An 18,363-nucleotide genomic window follows, 5' to 3' on the forward strand; every position below is an offset into this window, starting at 1 on the left:
AATAAATTTAAATATATTAGAGAGTCTAAAATTAGTACTAATCCCTAAAAAGATATGAACGATATGTGAACGATGATACCAAGAAATGAAAAAATCTCTATACTATATTCAAATTACAAGCTTGGGACTGCTATAATTAGTACTTATTGAGGCGATATGATGCCACATACATTAAATACAGAATAAACTCATTCTTTAAGATAATAATTACATCTAAGGAGACTAATCATGAAAAGAAAGATAAGTTCTATCATTGTAGTCGGGATAATGCTCTTTCAATCATTAACTATGTATCCATTTATCACCGAAGCCAAAGAAAATGAACAAAAAGAAGAAATAAATAAACCCTCAAAAATAACTAAGGGATTAACTAATTCCCTAAAATACACTAAGACAATTCTTGAAACAGGGGACACCTATGATAGTGTATTTCCTGACAGTGCTTTAGCTAAAGTAGTTGCTAAAGAAGCAACGGGGTCAGAGAATACAACTCAGCTAGTAACACAAGCAGACCTGAATAAAATCAAATCTCTCAATGGTTATAATAAAGGAATCAGCGTATTAACAGGAATCGATTTGCTAGTCAATGTGACAAGTATAAGCTTGAATAATAATCAAGTAACAGACATTTCTCCAATAGATCAATTACCTAATTTAGTAAGCCTATCGGTAAAAAACAATCAAATTAGCAGTCTTATCTTAAATGCGCAAAATCAACTCCCGAAACTAACAACCATTGATATTGAAAATAATCCTGATCTTAATACTATCGATATCCAAGATCAACCCCAATTGGTAGATGTAAAGACATCCGGTTATACAGGATTACGTAAGTTAACAACGGTAATTGCCAAAAACAATCCAGAATTAGTCAATTTAGGCCAATACACTATCCGAAATGTCTACTTTAGCCAAGTAGCAAGTTTAACGAAAGTTGAATTAGTCAATCTCCCTAAGGTAAGAAAAGTAGACCTTGAGAGGAACAGTATTAATGAGCTAAAAGTTACTGATTTGGCTATTGAAGATCTGCCATTAGAAGAAAATGAATTAACAGATACTGTATTCGATAACATCCAAAATCTGCCTAATTTAAAAACGTTAGACCTGTCAAAAAACCAACTAGAAGAAGTTGTGTTAGACAAAACGGATGTAGAAAATCTACCCAATTTGATGACATTAGATATACAGCAAAATTTGGCTATAAAATTGATAAATGTTCAAGATCAACCCCAATTGGTAGATGTAAAGACTTCCGATTATAAAGAATTATCTGCGTTAACAACAGTAATTGCCAAAAATAATCCAGAATTAGTTAATTTAGGTTATCCCATTATGCAAAATGTTTACTTTTACCTAGTAGCAAGTTTAACGAAAGTTGAATTAGTCAATCTCCCTAAGGTAAGAAAAGTAAACCTTGAGAGGAACAGTATTAATGAGCTAAAAGTTACTGATTTGGCTATTGAAGATCTGCCATTAGAAGAAAATGAATTAACAGATACTGTATTCGATAACATCCAAAATCTGCCTAATTTAAAAACGTTAGACCTGTCAAAAAACCAACTAGAAGAAGTTGTGTTAGACAAAACGGATGTAGAAAATCTACCCAATTTGATGACATTAGATATACAGCAAAATTTGGCTATAAAATTGATAAATGTTCAAGATCAACCCCAATTGGTAGATGTAAAGACTTCCGATTATAAAGAATTATCTGCGTTAACAACAGTAATTGCCAAAAATAATCCAGAATTAGTTAATTTAGGTTATCCCATTATGCAAAATGTTTACTTTAGCCAGGTGGCAAGTTTAACGAAAGTTGAACTTGCTAACCTTCCAAAAGTAAGAGCAGTTCGATTGGAACGTAATAGCATCAATCAGATTGAACTAAATAATTTAGTTTCAGTAAAAGACGTGAATCTAAATACTAACAAAATAACAAATGATAGCATAGAGAAATTTAGAGGCATGCCTATACTAGCAACTTTAAATTTAAACAAAAACCAAATTACCAATATAAATATGCTTGATGGTTTCCCACAAATGACTACTTTAAATATCGATTTAAACTCCATCAGTGTTTTACCAAGTAACCTTAAAACAAAAATGCCAAAACTATCGAGAATTAGTGCATTAAATCAAACAGTTACTTTAGGTAAAGCAATTGTAGTGGATGATTCCGATTTAATTATTAATAATGAGATTAGTAATTTTGAAAAGTTAACCGAGCCAAGCCCAATATCAAATTTTGGAACTTACGCAAATGAAAAAATAACTTGGTCGTCTGAAAGAATAAAAAATTTAACAGAGGTCAGCTTTCAGTTTTCTGAGCTAATTAATGTGACTGGTATAGATGGAACTTTTTCAGGAAAAGTAACACAACCATTTAAAAGATCAACTACCCCAGTAATTAATGCAGATTCCGAAATTCATTATCCACAAGGGACAGAAAAAACAGAAGCAGAGTTTTTAAAGGATGTTCAAGCGCAAACAACGGATGATTTAGCCATTAAAAGCGATTTTGAAACAATGGTGAATCTCAAGAAAGTAGGAAAATACACAGTAACATTAAACGTAGAGAATCTGGATGGAATTAAAGCTACTCCAAAAGAAGTGATTGTTTATATTGATGCTGTACAAGGTGCAAATATAACTGTGAAATATGAAGACGAATCAGGGAATAAACTTGCGGAAAATAGTATACTAACTGGAAATGTCGGTGAAGAATATAGTTCAAGTGCAAAAGAAATTTTAGGTTATACACTAACTGAAATGCCATCAAATGCACAAGGAGAATTTAGCTTAGAAGAACAGACTGTGACATATATCTATTCGAAAAATCCCGTTCCAGCTAAAGACATCACGGTACAATATACCGATGAGGATGGGATGGAATTAGCACCAACCGAAACATTATCAGGTAATGTTGATGAAAATTATGTTACAACAGCGAAGACTTTTACAGGATACGAATTAATTGAAACACCGAGCAATGCAGAAGGAAAGTTTAGCGAAAATGCACAAACAGTGACCTATGTGTATCGCGCGATTAAAGCAGAGCCAATTTTAGCTAAAGAAGTTACGGTGAACTACCAGGACGAATTAGGAGCTAAAATTAGTGAAACGGAAGTATTGACTGGTGAAATTGGTGAAACATACACAACAGTGGCTAAAACAATAGATGGCTATACCTTAATTAAGAGCCCTACTAACGCTAACGGGATTTTTAACGAGAATCCTCAAACGGTTACCTATGTGTATCAATTACAAAATAGCCCAATAGCAGCAAATATCACCGTTAAACACTTGGATGAAAACAACAACGAGCTAGCACCAAGTGAGGTACTAAGCGGAAATGTCGATGAAGCATATACAACTAAACCAAAAGAAATAAAAGACTATTCGCTAGTAAAAGTACCAACTAATGCTAGCGGAAAATTCACGACAGAAGCACAAACTGTGATTTATCACTATAAAAAGAACAGTATACCGACATCATCTTATATTACTGTAAAATATGTAGATGAAACAGGGAAAGAGCTGGCCATAAGCAAGGTATTAAACGGAAACATTAATGATTCCTACGCAACTACAGCCAAGGAAATTAAAGGCTATACGCTAGTGCAAAAGCCCGCTAATGCAACTGGTAAATTTACGGATCAGAATCAAACTATAAAATATGTATATCGTGCTAATAAAGCCGAAGTAAATCCAAATCCAAATTCAGATGTACTAGGGAGTAATTCCAATGGAGATATTCAACCAACGAATGATATTAAGCCAACAAACGATGTCCAACCAACAAATGAGGCTCCACAAACCCTACCTAAAACAGGTAGTCAGCCGGCAAATTTGATCTTTGGATTAGGAATTTTACTAGTACTTCTTAGTACCCAATGGCTACACCGAAATAAAAGAAAAAAAGCTAAATCTCATAACTGCTGATAACGTTTCTTGAAAAAACTCTCCTTATCATAAGGAGAGTTTTTGTTTATTAAAATAATTTTACCTATCAAATAGTGAAGGCAGCGAGTCATTTTATATAATCACTACTAAGTTAGGATTAATACGCTTCCTTACAAAAATCTTCTTACGGTTAGCAGTTTTTTTATATTACGCTTGAATTTCCAAAAACAGGGGTATTGTACAAGTGTTCTAAAAAAAGATAATTGAAGGAGGATTTTTACATGAAAAAAATGCTACCTGAGAGTAAAGTAGAATCAATAAGAAAAGAAGGATTTTTAAATCGAGCTGTGGAGGCATACCGATTTTTCTATCCAACCGTTTCGAATGTATCAAATTTTAAAGCATTACACGATTTAGGAATTACCGAGAATCACGATTTTATTATTCAACTTACGACTCCTGACTTAAATGTACTGACACAAAATTCAGATACCCCGTATTGTCTTGGAACAGGGAACACAGAGAATGGTCCTGTTGTCATCGAATTACCGCTGGGTGCCATTGTTGGTGTGGCGGATGATATTAATTTTAAATTTATTACGAATATGGGATTAACAGGGGATGAAGAAGGTAAAGGTGCCAAGTATTTATATCTTCCTCCTAATTATGACGGGGATATTCCAGAAGGATACATAGTTCGCAAACCATCTAGTTTTAGGTTTTTAATTTGTTTACGGGCGATGGTCCACCAAGCAAGTGATTATGAAAAAGCATTTGAGTTACTAAAAACAGTAAAATTTTATCCGCTAAAAGAAGCAAAAAATAATCCAACCAGTACTTTCCATGATTTTTCTCATCGTAAAGCCATTTCAACACCTTATTATGTTGAAGGAAAATTCGATTATTGGGAAGTAATCAAATGGGCGCTGGATAATGATGAAACAGATCCAGAATATTACCAAATGTATGGCTTACTAAAAGCAATTGGACTGGCTCCAAATAAAGAATTTAATCCTGATTCAGACACAAAAGCATTGTTAATTGAAGCTGCCGAAAAAGCAGATAAGATGATGTTTGTGAATTCCTTTAATACAGATGATCCTGCAGCCATTGTTTGGCCAGGGAAAAATTGGGAATGGGCTGTATACGGTGAGAATAATGACTTCTATGAAAAAACGTATTTAAACCTTCCTGTAAGAGAGCGCTGGTTCTATCAAGCGACACTCGAAACACACATGATGTTTATGCATAAAGTCGGATTTGGTTCCGTTTATATGCTTGGGGTGAAAGATAAAGAAGGAAACTATCTGGATGGGGGTAAAAGTTATACATTAAAAGTGCCAACACCAGTACCAACGAGCATTTTCTGGTCGGTAACGGTTTATGAGATGGATACTCGTTCGGAAATTGTTACCGAGCAGTTTATGCCTGCACTTAATTCAATCAAAGATACCTTTGAAGCTGATGCAGATGGCAATACAACGCTTTACTTTGGACCAAATCCACCAGAAGATGAGTCGCTACCTTGGATTCAAACTGTTCCTGATGCCAATTGGTTCACGTACTTCCGTATTTACGGACCAACTGAACCAGCATTTGACAATAGCTGGCAACTATATGATTTTGAAGAAGTTAAATAAATAAAAAGAGGCGTAACTTTTAATAGTTGCGCCTCTTTTTATTAATCATTAAGTCCTAATCCATCTAAAATCGTTGCTTCATATTTCTCAATGCGCGAAACACGCGTTTTTGATTGCTTTGGAGCCGCAAAATAAAGCAAGTACGCTTTTTGGCGACCAGGAGTTAACGCTTCAAAAGCTGTTTTTAAAGCAGGTAATTCCTCAAATTTCACAAGTAACTCTTCTGGAATAGGCGTTTCCGCTCTTGGTTTAAGCGCTACTTCTAAACCAGCTTTTTCAACTTCGATTGCATTTTGAATATATTTTTTTAAAATCTCTTTTTGATCAAGAATTTCTTGTAAATTAGTAAAGCGGATTTGCCTAGCAGCTTGCACATTTTCTGTTTGTTGCACTAAAATATTGTCCGGATCACGGAGTAGTGCGCCTTTCATAAATAACAGGGCACAGTAGTTTTTAAAACCATGAATTAAGAAAACGTTGCTGCCATTAATAGCATAACAAGGTTTTCCCCATTTAAATTCTTCTTCTAGTTCAAATGTGATAGCCATTTCTCTTAATGCTTTGAATTCAGCTTGCCAGGTAGAAGGTTTATTAAGGAACGAATCTACTTTGGGATTTAATTCTGTCTTTGCCATAAAGAATACCTCTTTTCTAATCTTAAATATGTGCTGTTTTACCTCGTACAAATATGCTTTTTTAGGACAAAATGACTTAAAGAAAGAACCTGAAACTTATCCCAGGTTCTTTTGCTTTTAGGATAGATTAAGCTGCCAACCAATACCAAACTTATCAGTAACTTGACCATATTTTTCTGACCAAAATGTTTTTCCGAGTGGCATAATAATATTGCCGCCTTCCGCAAGTTGATGGAATTGTTTTGTCAGTTTTATTTCGTCCGTTGTATCGATAACGAGTGTGATATTGTCTCCAAATGTAAGTGGCATAGACTTCGGCACATCGGAAAACATGACTTTTACTCCATCGAGTACTAAACTAGCATTCATTACTAAATCTTTTAGCGAATCTTCTATAGGTTCTTCAGCGGACTCGATTTCCCCATATGTCATCAAATCTGTACACTTTGTTCCAAAAATTTCTTCATAAAACGCGATAGCATCTCTGGATTGTGTTCTAAAATTCAAGTAAACATTTAACGTCATTTGAATTCCTCCTCGATTTTTATTCGCTATAGTTCTATTCATTTTGGTGTATTTATTATAGCAGATACTGCGTGAAAGAGGAAAAATTAAGAAGATAAATACTTGACTTGGAGCTACTCCAGGGTGATAAACTAAAGAGAAGATATAGATTCGGAGGAATTTAGATGAAAAAGACATTATATTTAATGCGCCACGGTCAAACTTTATTTAACCAACGCAAAAAAATTCAAGGATTTTGCGATGCCCCACTTACCGACCTCGGGATTAAACAAGCAAAAATCGCTGGGAGTTACTTTAAAGAAAATAATATAACATTCGATCAAGTTTACAGTTCCACATCAGAGCGCGCATGTGACACGTTAGAGCTGATTACGGACAAAAGCTATCAACGGTTGAAAGGTTTGAAAGAATGGAATTTTGGTGCTTTTGAAGGCGAGAGCGAAGACCTGAACCCACCACTACCATATGGAGATTTTTTTGCCGAGTATGGGGGAGAGCGAGAAGTAGATTTCAGAGACCGTTTAGTAACAACAATGGAACGTATCATGAGCCAAGATAACCATGATACTGTCCTCGCTGTTTCCCACGGAGCAGCCTGTGCTCAATTTGCCAGATATTGGGAAAAAACAAGCAAAATTGGCAAAGTAACAGGACTGAAAAATTGCTGCATTCTGAAGTTTGAATATGAAAACGGTAGATTTACTTTAGTTAATTTTATTAATCATGATTTTGAGAATGGGACGCATATGGAAAGTGTTAAATAAACAACTCATGAACGTTAGGTTTTATACGAAAGACAATATAGTTAGAAGAGGTGCAAATTAGCATCTCTTTTTGTATACAATTGTTCTTGTTTTAAAAATTTTTCAACTTTTTCAACAATCTATTGCGCCGTTTTTCACAATTCGATATAATTATTATTGAGTGAATACAATATTACACATAAGAAGGTGGAAAGAATGTCAAAATATGATGCTGAAATTGTTAATGCACAACAATCCATCACCGGACAACAAGAAAAAATACGAAGATTAAAAGAACTTATCACAAAAATAGAAAGAAAAGGTGAACAGATTAGTTCCATACCTATTCGCCAAATCGATTTACCATTTGATTTTTGGCAAGGTAAATCTGATAGTGTCATGAGAGAAGTACTTCAAAGGCGACTTCAATTTTGGAATAATCAAAATGCTGTAGTGAATGACCTTGTACAGGAATTGCGCGCAGCGATGACTAAAATGCAAAATCAGATAAGTGATTATCAAGCGGATATTAGCTACTATACAAATTTAAAACAAATGGAGGAAGAAGTAAATGTCTGATATACAAGTAAATGAATCACAAATAATTAAAAGTATGAATCAATTTGCTGGTAAGCAAAAAGTACTTTATAAAAAATCTTCCTCTACTTCCCATAATAATAAACTAGCTACATATCATAAAATACAAACTATATTAACAAAAATGGATACTCAAATGAATCAATTACAGCAGTTAGGCGAGCGAACGACACAAGACATAGAGAAGAATTGTGCTGAATTCGTTAACTTAGATAAAAATCTATTAACTGATATTGAAGTAACGGGGTGATTGTAAAATGAAGATAGATGTCAGAGAATTAAATGAGATAGTTAGCGAGAATATAGTAATGCTTAAGAAAGAGTATGAAAATTTAAATATAGCAATGAACGCTACAACCAATTTCACAGTAGAAACTCAGGAATTTTTTAAAGGAAAAACAGCAGATGCAAGTCGTGCTTATCTACAAGAGGCATATAAACCTGTACAACAAAAAACGCTAGAAGTTAATAAATTGATGACAAAAATATTGAGCGAATATATTGCAGATGCCGAGGCACAGTTCGGAGCAAATGGTATGATAGATATTCAATCTATTGTAATGGAATACAAGCGCAGTTTTAATCAAGTTAGTGATGATGAAATGAGAGAATACCGCGATTTGAATAATCTTATTCAAGAGGCAAACGAATTTACTTACTTTCAGTCGAGTAATTTAGGTTTTTTTGAAGAATTGCATCATGATGCTTTAACAGAAATAACAAATATTCGCATGAAACTAGAAGACTTTGAAACCAAATGGAATGTTGAACTTAGTAAAGCTGAAAAATTACAAAAAGAGCTTGATTGGATGTTAACACAAGTTAATGATAATAAAATAATTCCAACAAGCTATCAAGCCGGAACGCTCCCATTCGGTAAGCCATTTAAATCACGAGATGAGTTTGATACAGTGCAAGAATATTACCAATATGTCGTTGAATGGGCAGTGGCAAATGGTAAAGCGAAAGAAATCATTGTTGATGGGCAAAGATATTATGAGTTTACCGATACTTTTTATTATGAAAATTATAATAAGGAAGTCAATGGAACATTAGTTATGACAGAAGTAAATGGAGAAATGATATTATTTGTACAACGTAAAGATATAGAGAGTGCAGTTTCTGTTCCTTTTGGAGTATTTTACCCAGATCCATTTCAAAGGCTAGCAAATGGAGGAGAAACAGATGGAACTATAAAATTATATCACTGGAAGAGCAAAGATATACCAGAAGGACTAAGTGTTCCAAACGAAGAATTAAAGGCTATGGCAGATTTCTTCGCAGATACACAGAATAGTTATGATGCAGGTATGGCTATATTAAAATATTTGGCTCATAACAAAAATCCTGAAAAGCTATCATTTACAGATACAGAATTAGATAAAGTTGCAACGAATTGGTCTGGCGGTAAAAATAGATTTGACTTTGCAGGTGAAGTTGAGGCGCATGCTGATATGCTTACTGATTCAATACTAACAGAACTTGCCGCGAAGCCAATGGATAAAATTGATAGACCTGGTAATACAGATGAAGAGAAGGAGCAAGGATATTATCACGCAGCTTCAATAGCTGATATGCAAAAAGGAGAAGATGGAATGATGAACAAAAGTTTTAATTCGATTTGGGGTTCTGGCCAATATTCAGCTTATCTTCAAAACCTTATGCATGGACAAGAGAATACGCCGAAAGCTAAAAAGAGAAGTTTCCCACGCCAATAATTTTTTATAAATACTAGTAGTGATTTACAATGTAATAATCATAAAAAGCTAGTTACTATTAATAAGTAATTCCTTTCAAAATTTGAGAATGGAAAGCACTAAATAAAAAAACGTAAACATTAGGTTTTTTTATGAAAGAATATATAGTTAGAAGAGGTGCAAATTTGCATCTCTTTTTGTATACAATTATTCTTACTTTAGAATTTTCCAACAAGCCATTGCGCCGTTTTTCACAATTCGATATAATTATTATTGAGTGAATACAAAATTACACCTCAATTTTTAAGAACGTAAATGAAAGAATACTGAATGGGTGAATTATGAATAATAAGCTAAAATTTATTTTAAAAACACTATTAGGGGTGTTTTTACTATCTCTTTCTATGTATCTTTTTTTAGCTCAATTCAGCAAATTAGTTGGCTAGAAAATAGTAGTATGGAAGATAGAACACGGTACTTTTTACAAAGGAAATTTAATGATGATTGGAAAGATATCTCCCCGAACTTAGCATTTGATTTCAATGTTGAAAGTGGTCGAAATAAATTAATGACAGCGCATTTTGATATATCCGCGCAAGTCGAAAATAGAAAAGATGATTTACACACATTTAAAACTAAAAAGAAAAGTGAGTTCAGTAAACTTATTACATTTGATATCGAAGTAATTAAAAATGTAAAAGCAAGTACTAAAATTGAAAAGAAGCAGACAGTATATATACATCCATTACCTGTAAAAGAGAACAATGAAATTTATACACTTCAGTTTTCTAATAATATGTATCAACCCAATCGAAAAATGGAAAAAGGATTAGACATACGGTCATCAGATGTGGTTGATAGCGTAATTTCTTCTCAGAAAAAGTATCAACTTTTACTTGAGCAGATCACAACAAAAGAATTATCAAGCAAAAAACTAACAAAGAATATTATACTTTTACTTAGCATTTTGGTTTTGGGAGCTTATGCATATTTAATAATTATTAAAAAGTAGAAAAAGCGCAGTACACCAAGCGGGCTCAGTGTACTGCGCTTTTTCATTTATTGAAACAAATTCTTTATTTTATCCAAAAACCCACCAGTTAACTCATTCGCAGTATCTTGCAAGTTTTCCGTAAGTCCGCTCGCTTTATCTTGCAGATTTTCCGTTAGGTTTGTCGCTTCATTCTGTAAATTTTCCGTGACATTACTTGCTTGTTCGCCAAGCTCAGATGCTTTGGTTGTTGCCTCTTCTGTCAGTGTTCCTAGATTTTCCAGGGGCAGGGACTCGGTAACTTTATTCTTCAAATCATCTAAATTCATTGTTTCCTCCTTATTTTGGAAGCTTAGAGTCCATTTTAAAGGAAGTAGGAGCGAAGTACAAACAATTCGTTCCGTCATTTGTGAAAAAATATGGTATGATGATATGAGGAAATGAGGACTGACATGAATAATTTAAAATTAAGTGAAGAAATTAAAAGAGCCATTAATGAACTAGGATATAAAGAAGCTACCCCTGTTCAAAAAGCAGTAATTCCAGTTGCCTTAACAGGAGAAGATATTGTTGCTAAATCACAAACTGGTAGCGGGAAAACAGCAGCATTTGCGATTCCAATTGCAGAACAGGTTGTTTGGGAAGAAAACAAACCACAAGCGCTAATTATCGTACCAACGAGAGAACTTGCAATGCAGGTTAAGACAGAATGTACGAATATTGGACGATTTAAACGAATTAAAGCAGCAGCAATATATGGACAATCACCTTTTGCTAAACAAAAATTAGAATTAAGTCAAAAAAACCATATTGTTGTTGGAACGCCGGGGCGATTACTGGATCATATCGAAAAAGGATCACTTAATGTCGATAAAGTAGCCCATTTAGTTTTAGATGAAGTAGACGAAATGTTAAGCATGGGCTTTATTGACCAAGTAGAAGATATTCTTAGCCGTTTACCAAAACAGCGTCAAAACTTATTTTTCTCAGCGACATTACCTGAAGAAATGCAAGATTTAATTAAACGCTATCAAGATAATCCAATGGTAATTGAAATGGCTTCTGAAAAAACAAATCCAATTTTTCATGTGGAAATGCAAACGGATAATAAAGAAAAAACGTTAAAAGATGTTTTAATTACTGAAAATCCTGACAGTGCAATTATTTTTTGCAATACGAAAAATCAAGTCGATGAACTCACCGATTTACTCGATGTAAAAGCTAGTAAAATTCATGGCGGTTTAAGACAAGAAGATCGTTTCCGCGCTATGGATGATTTCAAAAGCGGAAAATCACGTTTCTTAATTGCGACAGATGTAGCCGGTCGAGGAATTGATGTTGATAATGTCTCGCTTGTAATTAATTACGATTTACCAATTGAAAAAGAGAACTACGTGCACCGAATCGGACGTACTGGCCGTGCTGGAAAAAGTGGAAAAGCTATCAGTTTTGTTAAAACGAATGAAAATCCGCTTCTTCGTGATATAGAAGAAATGCTAAATATTACGATTGAGAAAAAGCGGAAACCAACTATCATCGAAGTAAAAGCAAATGAAGAAGCTTTCCGTAAAAAACAACAAAAACGCCCAACCATAAAGAAAGCTCGCGGTGAAAAACTAAATAAAAATATTATGAAACTTTATTTTAACGGTGGTAAAAAGAAAAAAATCCGTGCGGTAGATTTTGTTGGAACCATTTCTAAATTAGAAGGGATTACAGCGGAAGATATTGGTATTATTACGATTGAAGACCATGTATCCTTTGTCGAAATTTTAAACGGAAAAGGCCCAGCTGTCCTTGAAATGATGCGCTCACGAAAAGTGAAAGGCAGACGTCTCAAAGTCAACGAAGCAAGAAAACGATAATTTAAAGCAAAGAAGGTCACGCAATGGAAAGGCCAGATAATCGACTTATTATAATGGTGTTAGAAGTTGTCAAAAATCCTGTATACAATATAAAATCATTAACCATCAATTTTCTGCAAAGTGATATTGTTGGCAATTCTACGAGAAATGAGTTGTTATACTGCACTTACTGGCTTGAATTTCATGGCTTTATCATACGTGACGAAAATAATAATAATAAAAAATATTATAGTATGACGCAGCAAGGTAATCATTTACTTCAAAAAATTAAAAATGAACTTTCTTAGTTTGTTCATACTTTTTTCATATTTATTCGGTATATTAAGAGTAACCTTTTTTTCAATGAAATATCTCACCTGACAGCATCCGTTTCCCAACCTAAACACGGATGCTGTTATTTTTTATGCCGTTAAATATGCTATACTAATAAAAACGAAAAAAGAAGGTTAAACTATGTATAAATACACGCTCTGCTTTATCCAAAGAGCTGATGAAATTTTATTATTAAACAGACAAAAATCCCCTTGGATGGGAAGTTGGAACGGCGTTGGTGGAAAAATCGAGCCCGGAGAATCACTCATTGAATCTATCAAACGTGAAATTAAAGAAGAGACTGGAATTAATGCAGCCGACTACGAAATACGTGATATTGGTGAAATGAAATGGTTTGTAGAAGGGGAGAACCTTGGCGGCATGCATTTGTTTGTTGCTAAACTGAAAGATGACTTTATATACCAAACCCCGCTGGCAACCGATGAAGGAATTCTCGACTTTAAAAAAATATCATGGATACTTAATCAAGAGAATACTGGTGTAGTGAACAATCTACCTTATCTGATCAAACATGTTCCGGATGATTTGAAGAGAATAGAAGTTACAACAAAATACCGTGAAAATACATTATTACATATTAGCCATCAAGTCTTATAAAAAAAGCATTGCGCTGATTCGCAATGCTTCCATTTATCAAGATGTAGTAAAATAATTAGCTTCCCATCTACTAATTAAATTTTGAGCATCATCGGTAGATAATTTTTTATGGCCGATAATTTGTTCTTTCGCAATTTCTAGACTTTCAAAATGATCAATTAATCGCTGCGATGGGTTATTAATATAGACGTCACTAAGCAAAATAGAATGATTTTTTTCACTTTCAATCGCTCGGACTCCTACGATATAACCTGCTGCGGTAATGAGTAATAATTTATTCATAATTCTTCGCTCCCTTTTAGTTGTTCATGTGCGCCACTGGACACTTTTTTTCTGGATAAAAACATGTAAATAAATACGCAAACAAATGCGATAGCACCAGCGATAATGTAAATACCTTGGAATGAAAGAACATGATGAATTTCACCCATAATATAAGGTCCGATACCAAGGCCTAAATCAAGCCCAATAAAGTAAGTAGATAAACCAATGCCAATACGGTGGGGTTCACAAACTTTCAAACAAACAGCTTGTCCATTCGACATAAAAGTTCCATAACCTAAACCAATTAATCCACCTGAAATAAGTAAAACAATACTTGATGTTGCAGTACTAAGCACAACTAGACCAACTGCTAAAAAGAGATAACTAGGATACATGACATATTTTTCACCTTTTGCATCAAATAGTTTCCCTGACATAGGTCTGGTAAAAGTAATAACTAACGCATAGACAACAAAGAAAAAAGTACCAGCGCTAACTAAATTAATTTCTCGCGCATACGAAGCAAGGAAGGTAAGTACGCTTGAATAAGAAATCCCCATCAAAAAGGCAATAAAAGTAATCGGAATAACTTTTGTTTCAATAAAACTTTTGACAGTCCAAGTTTGTAATGCTGTCCGATGTTCTTTTGTTAAAACAATATTTTTTACTGGTAGATAGAAACAAAGCAGTGCAGTTAATAAGACAATAACCGTGGAAAAAATAATAATCGTATAAAAGCTTGTTTTACTTAACAAAATCATTCCAATAAATGGTCCAATGGCAGCAGCAAGACTCGTACTAAGACCATAATAATTAATGCCTTCTCCGTTTCTAGAATTAGGAATATAAGCAGTAACAATGGCATTTGTTGCAGTAGAAGTTGTTCCATATGCAAACCCATTTAAAAAGCGAATAATAAACATAATTGCAATCGTCGGCATGTATAAGTAAGCCATCGTCGTTACTAAGAAAAATAAAATACCAAACCTTAAAACTTGCTTACGACCAAATAACTCAAGCTTTTTCCCCATATAAAGTCTCGCAAGGAGCGTACCAATAATATAAATACCAGAAGCAAAACCCGCTTCGCCGAGTGATGCACCCAGCTCTTCTTGGGCAATGACAGCAATAATCACCATCAGCAAATAATAGACAAGATAAACGACAAAGTTAATCAATGTTATTAAAACAAAACCCTTATTAAATAATTTTTCTTTCATAAATTAAAATCCCTTCCTACGTGTGATTTATCTCAGCGACAAAGAGTATTATAGGCGAAATTTTAAGAGTAGACTTTTTAATTTGGTAATTATTTCTGATATATACAAATTTGTATAACATATGTTGAAAAAATAGGGAATAGTATTTTGTATGATTAATATGCTTTAACTGGAATGACAAAAAGGAGGTTAAGAACATGAAACAAAATATTCTTAATAATTATGTAAGCACAAATGATTTTCCAGTTATTACAAGGGGAAAACGTAAATATTTAACTTACGAAGGGCTTGAAGATTCTTATGTGTACATACTTAAAAAAGGGATTATTAAAACGAGTATTATCTCAAGGGATGGCAGGGAATTTAATTTAAACTACATTAATAAAATGGATATTATCTCACTTTTAAAAGATGAGTATTCTCAATTTGCCAATGCGCCGTTTAATATTCGTGTGGAATCAGACACAGCAGAACTATATCAAGTAGACCGAGTACGTTTTTGGAAAGATGTAAACCGTGACGTTGATCTGCAAATTTATGTCAAAGATTATTATCGCACAAGACTTTTACAATCCATCAAAAAAATGCAGCAAATGCTGATGAACGGAAAACTTGGCGCAATTTGCACACAGTTATACGAACTTTATACACTTTTCGGCGTGGAAATCGAAAAAGATCAATTTTTAATCGATTTTTTAGTGAGTAATGAAGAAATTGGTCACTTTTGCGGAATAAATTCAGCGAGCAGTGTCAATCGGATTTTTCAACAATTAAAAAAAGAGGGCGTCATCACCATGAAAAATCGCTATATTATCATAAAAAAATTAGATGTTATTCAAGAAAACGTAATTTTTTAAAGGATAACAGTAGAAAAGCACTGCAATCATAATTTGCAGTGCTTTTCTATCCTCTTTTTTTAAATGTATATCGAACTCTAAGTGTAATAAGCCCAATGATGATTAGCAAAGAGCCAACCAGCATATTTTCTAAGTCGCTAAAGTCCCAAAAAATAGAAATTCCGATATTAGATAGTCCCAAAAAAACAAAAACCAAGCCAACAACAAGTAAAACCATATATGCCGGTTTAGATATTTTCATAAGGACGCCTCACTTACATTAAAAATAATTTCCACATCATTGTAACATAAGTTTCATAAAACAACATCATTCGCTTGTAATTTGTTTTGTGAATCCTTCTCCAACAACACTTTGCACGTCATTAATAATAAAGAATGCTTTTTCGTCATATTTATTCACGATTTTTGTTAGTGGGAGAAGTTGATCACGACTAATCACGATATAAAGGATTTTTTTATCTTGACGCATATAGAATCCTTGACCGTTAAACAGCGTAATACCTCGTTCCAAATTCGCATCGATTTCGGTAGCAATTTCTTCATAGTAGTCAGAAATAATCGTAACAGATTTTTTAGGATTATAACCTTCTAGGATGAAATCAAGCACTTTTGTAGAAATATAAAGTGAAACAACCGTAAATAGCATATTTTCAAAACCAATAACAAAAACAGAAGGGATAACGACAATTAAATCAAAGAATAATAGCGCATAACTAGTATTCCAACCTAAATATTTATTTGCTATTTTTGCTAAAATAGCACTTCCAGCAGTAGTTCCGCCGCCGTTCATAATGAGCCCCATACCAATTCCCATCATTAAACCAGCGAAAATCGCTGCCACGATAGATTGGCTTGCAACAAAAGCAAGCGGTTCAGAAAAATGTAAGAATAGCGAAGTGAAACTAATCGCGACAATCGTCCAAACAATCGTCATGCGATCCAAAAACTTATAACCAATAACAAGTAAAATACCATTAAAAATAAACGTCGTAATCGCTGGAGTCCAACCAAGCAAGTAGTAAAGCATCATCGTTAACCCCGTAACGCCGCCTTCCCCAAGATTATTAGGGATTGCAAAAACATTGACCGCAAGCGAGAATATAAGCGCTCCAACAATAATTTTTGCGATGTTCCAACCAGTTTTATTTTTCATATCCATTTCTCCTTTCCACACAAAAAAAGACCCAAGAACACCGCGAAATCGGCACTCTGGAGTCTTTTTATAAAAAAAGCATTAACTGACATCTCTGTCATTAATTGTCTCACCATAAAAAATTGCTATTCATTTCAACACAATTTACAATATACCATAAAAAATAAGCTGCTTCAAGCACTATTAAGTAAAAAAATTAACCGAAGATCGCTAAGAATGGCATTAAATTAAGTAAAAATAAACCAACAAGAACACTAATAACAATTTTGATGACAAGCGGTTTTTCACTTTCTGTTTTTTTCACCTTGATTCCCTCCCTATTAGATGCTTACTTTGCCCAGTGTACAAATTCATTTTTTAGTGGCATATAAGTGGCAGTTTTTTTCTTATAAATCTGATAAGCAAATAAAAATCCAAGAAATGCTGGAACGATAATTGCGATAATAGTTAAAATAACTTTAGTCATAGAAAATACCTCCTCTTAAATCAAAACAAAAGAACAAATCTTACTACTATTAGTGTAACAAATTTCACGTGATTTTGGTAATAAAGCGGACTAGCAAATTTCGGTTACATTTATCTGCAAATATGCTACAATAGCGGTGGGTGAGTTAATTTGAATAAAAAAAATAAGTTTTTTGACATTTATTTAGAATTAGAGCAAGATATTACATCCGGCGTTTATCCAGCAGGCACACTACTTCCGAGTGAAAATGTCCTGGCCAAACGTTTTTCAGTATCCCGTGAAACAATCAGAAAAGCACTTGTTTTACTACTTGAAAACGGCTGTATTCAAAAGCTCCAAGGTAAAGGATCGATTGTAATTGATAGGGAACGATATTCATTTCCAGTTTCGGGATTAACTAGTTTTAAAGAATTACAAAAATCCGAACATATGAATGCGACCACCAAAGTAATTCGAAACGAGCGAGCAACCTTGCCAAATCGTATTGCTGATTTCGCTGGTCTTCCGCGTGGATCATCTTGTTTAGCTATCTTGAGAGTTCGTTATTTAGAAGGAGAAGCAACCATTCTAGACTACGATTATTTATTAGACAATACCAATCCGATTGAAACCGAGATTTTAGAAGACTCTCTTTATCAGTACTTAGAAAATGAAAAAGGCTATGAAATCAGTTACGCTCAAAAAGAAATTACGGTTGAGCCGCTGAATGCAGAAGATAAGAAATACTTAGCGCTCCACGGTGACACTCATGTGGTTGTCGTAAAAAGCACCGTATTTCTAAAAGACACAACTCTTTTTCAATATACAGAGTCACGTCACCGATTGGATAAATTTCGTTTTATTGATTTTGCTAGAAGACGTTAAAAGGCCCGAGAAA

20 protein-coding genes are annotated in these 18,363 nt (G+C 33.9%); 12 read left to right on the plus strand and 8 right to left on the minus strand.

Translation table 11 applies throughout. The features are described 5' to 3' along the window. The first annotated feature begins 228 nt into the window (after positions 1 to 228). Together PQQ29_RS06380 and PQQ29_RS06385 are read left to right on the plus strand one after the other, a co-directional pair. Positions 229 to 3,942, plus strand: a complete 3,714-nt coding sequence (locus PQQ29_RS06380; protein ID WP_187984099.1) for a MucBP domain-containing protein — start codon at positions 229 to 231, stop codon at positions 3,940 to 3,942. 242 nt (positions 3,943 to 4,184) lie between these two features. After that, positions 4,185 to 5,543: a DUF1254 domain-containing protein gene (locus PQQ29_RS06385; RefSeq protein ID WP_010990827.1), complete on the plus strand. Its 1,359-nt coding sequence runs from the start codon at positions 4,185 to 4,187 to the stop codon at positions 5,541 to 5,543. 41 nt (positions 5,544 to 5,584) lie between these two features. Here the strand turns inward: PQQ29_RS06385 and PQQ29_RS06390 are convergent, their stop codons facing one another. Continuing rightward, complete coding sequence (locus PQQ29_RS06390; protein ID WP_010990828.1) at positions 5,585 to 6,178, minus strand: YdeI/OmpD-associated family protein; 594 nt, start codon at positions 6,176 to 6,178, stop codon at positions 5,585 to 5,587. 117 nt (positions 6,179 to 6,295) lie between these two features. Then, positions 6,296 to 6,703, minus strand: a complete 408-nt coding sequence (locus PQQ29_RS06395; protein ID WP_010990829.1) for a VOC family protein — start codon at positions 6,701 to 6,703, stop codon at positions 6,296 to 6,298. Positions 6,704 to 6,867: 164 nt separating this feature from the next. Here PQQ29_RS06395 and PQQ29_RS06400 point away from each other — a divergent pair, with 164 nt between their 5' ends. The 5 genes from PQQ29_RS06400 (at position 6,868) to PQQ29_RS06420 (ending at position 10,752) form a co-directional block, all read left to right on the plus strand. Next, positions 6,868 to 7,467, plus strand: a complete 600-nt coding sequence (locus PQQ29_RS06400) for a histidine phosphatase family protein (RefSeq protein ID WP_153648177.1) — start codon at positions 6,868 to 6,870, stop codon at positions 7,465 to 7,467. A gap of 195 nt (positions 7,468 to 7,662) precedes the next feature. Next, on the plus strand, positions 7,663 to 8,025 hold the full coding sequence (locus tag PQQ29_RS06405) for a hypothetical protein (RefSeq protein WP_010990831.1): 363 nt from the start codon (positions 7,663 to 7,665) through the stop codon (positions 8,023 to 8,025). Next, a complete protein-coding gene (locus PQQ29_RS06410) occupies positions 8,018 to 8,293 on the plus strand; it encodes a hypothetical protein (RefSeq protein ID WP_010990832.1) in 276 nt (91 codons plus the stop codon). The genes PQQ29_RS06405 and PQQ29_RS06410 overlap by 8 nt, the downstream gene beginning before the upstream one ends. A gap of 7 nt (positions 8,294 to 8,300) precedes the next feature. Then, positions 8,301 to 9,761 carry a T7SS effector LXG polymorphic toxin gene (locus PQQ29_RS06415; protein WP_187984100.1) on the plus strand — a complete coding sequence of 487 codons (1,461 nt, stop codon included), beginning with the start codon at positions 8,301 to 8,303 and terminating at the stop codon, positions 9,759 to 9,761. A gap of 436 nt (positions 9,762 to 10,197) precedes the next feature. Beyond that, positions 10,198 to 10,752 (plus strand): hypothetical protein, encoded by a 555-nt coding sequence (locus tag PQQ29_RS06420; RefSeq protein ID WP_010990834.1) that lies wholly within the window; start codon positions 10,198 to 10,200, stop codon positions 10,750 to 10,752. A gap of 47 nt (positions 10,753 to 10,799) precedes the next feature. Here PQQ29_RS06420 and PQQ29_RS06425 read toward each other — a convergent pair whose 3' ends face one another. After that, positions 10,800 to 11,060, minus strand: coding sequence for a hypothetical protein (locus tag PQQ29_RS06425; protein WP_010990835.1), 261 nt, complete (start codon positions 11,058 to 11,060; stop codon positions 10,800 to 10,802). Between the two features lie 123 nt (positions 11,061 to 11,183). On the opposite strand from PQQ29_RS06425, the gene dbpA reads away from it, so the two are divergent. The 3 genes from dbpA to PQQ29_RS06440 all read left to right on the plus strand — a co-directional run bounded on the left by dbpA (position 11,184) and on the right by PQQ29_RS06440 (position 13,526). Then, positions 11,184 to 12,596, plus strand: a complete 1,413-nt coding sequence (gene dbpA / locus PQQ29_RS06430; protein WP_010990836.1) for an ATP-dependent RNA helicase DbpA — start codon at positions 11,184 to 11,186, stop codon at positions 12,594 to 12,596. 23 nt (positions 12,597 to 12,619) lie between these two features. After that, positions 12,620 to 12,883, plus strand: coding sequence for a DUF3116 family protein (locus PQQ29_RS06435; protein ID WP_033533095.1), 264 nt, complete (start codon positions 12,620 to 12,622; stop codon positions 12,881 to 12,883). A 166-nt stretch (positions 12,884 to 13,049) separates the two neighbouring features. Continuing rightward, complete coding sequence (locus PQQ29_RS06440; RefSeq protein ID WP_010990837.1) at positions 13,050 to 13,526, plus strand: NUDIX hydrolase; 477 nt, start codon at positions 13,050 to 13,052, stop codon at positions 13,524 to 13,526. Between the two features lie 36 nt (positions 13,527 to 13,562). Here PQQ29_RS06440 and PQQ29_RS06445 read toward each other — a convergent pair whose 3' ends face one another. Together PQQ29_RS06445 and PQQ29_RS06450 are read right to left on the minus strand one after the other, a co-directional pair. Continuing rightward, on the minus strand, positions 13,563 to 13,808 hold the full coding sequence (locus PQQ29_RS06445; RefSeq protein WP_003761904.1) for a hypothetical protein: 246 nt from the start codon (positions 13,806 to 13,808) through the stop codon (positions 13,563 to 13,565). Further along, positions 13,805 to 15,010 carry an MFS transporter gene (locus tag PQQ29_RS06450; protein WP_003771551.1) on the minus strand — a complete coding sequence of 402 codons (1,206 nt, stop codon included), beginning with the start codon at positions 15,008 to 15,010 and terminating at the stop codon, positions 13,805 to 13,807. The genes PQQ29_RS06445 and PQQ29_RS06450 overlap by 4 nt, the downstream gene beginning before the upstream one ends. A gap of 197 nt (positions 15,011 to 15,207) precedes the next feature. Between PQQ29_RS06450 and PQQ29_RS06455 the strand changes: the two genes are divergently transcribed. After that, positions 15,208 to 15,867, plus strand: a complete 660-nt coding sequence (locus PQQ29_RS06455; RefSeq protein ID WP_003761907.1) for a Crp/Fnr family transcriptional regulator — start codon at positions 15,208 to 15,210, stop codon at positions 15,865 to 15,867. Positions 15,868 to 15,913: 46 nt separating this feature from the next. Here the strand turns inward: PQQ29_RS06455 and PQQ29_RS06460 are convergent, their stop codons facing one another. From PQQ29_RS06460 to PQQ29_RS06470, 3 genes are all read right to left on the minus strand, one after another. Continuing rightward, on the minus strand, positions 15,914 to 16,108 hold the full coding sequence (locus PQQ29_RS06460) for a hypothetical protein (protein WP_003761910.1): 195 nt from the start codon (positions 16,106 to 16,108) through the stop codon (positions 15,914 to 15,916). Between the two features lie 66 nt (positions 16,109 to 16,174). Continuing rightward, positions 16,175 to 17,020, minus strand: coding sequence for a YitT family protein (locus PQQ29_RS06465; RefSeq protein WP_003766635.1), 846 nt, complete (start codon positions 17,018 to 17,020; stop codon positions 16,175 to 16,177). Between the two features lie 328 nt (positions 17,021 to 17,348). Then, positions 17,349 to 17,486, minus strand: coding sequence for a hypothetical protein (locus PQQ29_RS06470; protein ID WP_003761913.1), 138 nt, complete (start codon positions 17,484 to 17,486; stop codon positions 17,349 to 17,351). A gap of 150 nt (positions 17,487 to 17,636) precedes the next feature. Here PQQ29_RS06470 and treR point away from each other — a divergent pair, with 150 nt between their 5' ends. Then, positions 17,637 to 18,350, plus strand: a complete 714-nt coding sequence (gene treR / locus PQQ29_RS06475) for a trehalose operon repressor (protein WP_003771559.1) — start codon at positions 17,637 to 17,639, stop codon at positions 18,348 to 18,350. Positions 18,351 to 18,363 lie beyond the last annotated feature (13 nt).

The organism is Listeria innocua (assembly GCF_028596125.1).
Taxonomy (GTDB): domain Bacteria; phylum Bacillota; class Bacilli; order Lactobacillales; family Listeriaceae; genus Listeria; species Listeria innocua.